Here is a 1,880-nt window from a genome sequence, read left to right as displayed (position 1 = left end):
GTGCCTAGTATAGTAAATAGGTTCAATTAAATATAAAAAGACCACCGTTTTCATAGTAAAATAGAAGTACCTATCACAGAACTTCCAATTTACTAAACCCAAACCAATAGGAGATGAAAACGATGGTATATTCAATATTGAATCACATTCAAGGTAAAAATGGAAGTCGATGGGCAGAATTTGTTCGTGAAACAGGAACAGATAATATATTGATCTTGGCAATTGATGCAGCAAAATATACGCATAAGGCTATGATTACAACTTTCTATGGAGAAATTTTAGTTAAACCGTTTGATTTTGATGCTTCTTTATCTGGTTTTGAAAGTATTACACGAAGTGTTAAGGAGAATGTAAGTCTACACAATTTTAGTGAAGTTGTTGTTGGTATTGAAACAACGGGTCATTACTATGAAGACCTAGTTCGTCGTTGCCAGCAGGAAGGCTATAATGTTCGAACTATTAATTCAGCTACTACAAAACAAGAAAGAGATACCCTATTGAACTGGTCGAAGACCGATAATTTAGATTTAATGGCAATAGTTCAATCCATAATTCATGGTAGAGGAACATTTAACGAACTTCGTTCTGGATCGGTTCTTCATTTACAAAAATTAACGCGATCTCGTAGAGAACTTGTTCAGGAACGTTCAGCTACAAGAAACCATATACGAGTACATTTAGATCATGTTTTTAGGGAGATGCAAGGAAAGAGTATATGGAAAAATGGTAAACGTGAACATGTTAAGCCGTTTTCTGATCTATTTGGTAAAGCGCCAAGATATTTAATGCGTCATTATCCACATCCTAGCGATATTCTACATTTAGGTGAGAAGGGGTTAAGAGATATCTCCATTAAGGAAAATCTTAAATTAAGGGATCAAACCATACAAATTCTTTTAGAATTTGCGGAGAATTCCATTTCTCAATCTAAAAAGTTAGTGGAGGTAGATGAATATCTACTTTCTCAAAAACTTGATCAGTTAGCTTTTTTAGATAGGCAAATAAAGTTATTAGAAAGAAAAATAGAAGATTTATTTGTAGAAACAGAAGGAGCAGTAATCCTTTCGGTTTCTGGGATCGGTCTAGTAACTGGTGCTGAGTTATATGCTGAAATGGGTAATGTGTCAGATTTTGATCATGCGGGACAATTAATTAAAATGGCAGGGACTAATCCAATTGTGAAACAGTCTGGCGGTCGAAATCCATCCTACTATGGTATTTCAAAACAGGGGAGGCGTACTTTTCGAAATATCACCTATCAGGTTGGAAAGTCACTCGCCCAAAATAACCCTGAAATGAAGATACGCTATCAATGCTTAAGGGAACGTGGCAAATACTGTGGACAAGCCTATATTGCGCTAGGAAACCGGATGATCCGTCTAGCTTTCTCGATGATTAAGAACCAAAACCTTTATCGTACAGAAAATCAAAGTTATGTGTTAGCAAATGAAATATCAAAGAAGATTCATAGTGTAAACTGTAAGAAATTCTACGATCGATATGTTTTATCAGATATTCAACGTCAATATTCTGCTTAGTTAGTTTTAGTATTAATAGTCAAGTTAAGAATTAAATAAAGGAGCTCTTCTAGGGCGTCAGATCACATTGAATATAGTGCCTGAGGCGTAAGACCTCGAGTGACAGCGTTATGGATCTTGTCCTATAAATACGAATAATACGTGAAAAACGAAGTTTATATTTACTAGGTGGTATCACTATAGGATGAAAAAGCAAGATCCCCTTTCACGTTCTAGAAGAGCTCCATTATAAGGTTCTGTGATAGATGAACTTTTTAAAAAATGATTTTAAGAGTTTTAATTAAGGTCGGTCTTTTTTAGGTGCAAATGAGAGTTGACTTATTTACCATTATACGCTGTCAC

1 protein-coding gene is annotated in these 1,880 nt (G+C 35.0%); it reads left to right on the top strand.

What is annotated here, in order from left to right; genetic code table 11:
* Positions 1 to 122 precede the first annotated feature (122 nt).
* The gene (locus D2K40_RS16150) at positions 123 to 1,538 is read left to right on the top strand and encodes an IS110 family RNA-guided transposase (RefSeq protein WP_117157361.1); all 1,416 of its coding nucleotides are present in this window, start codon (positions 123 to 125) and stop codon (positions 1,536 to 1,538) included.
* The last annotated feature ends 342 nt before the right edge of the window (positions 1,539 to 1,880 follow it).

The organism is Paraliobacillus quinghaiensis, assembly GCF_003426025.1.
Classification (GTDB): Bacteria; Bacillota; Bacilli; order Bacillales; family Amphibacillaceae; genus Paraliobacillus_A; species Paraliobacillus_A quinghaiensis.
Note: the sequence above shows the minus strand (reverse complement) of the source record. Positions and strands in the feature narration are given on the sequence as shown.

What these genes read in the sequence shown, in the direction of transcription:
- D2K40_RS16150 (WP_117157361.1), top strand. Translation starts at nt 123, where the DNA reads ATGGTATATTCAATATTGAATCACATTCAAGGTAAAAATGGAAGTCGA.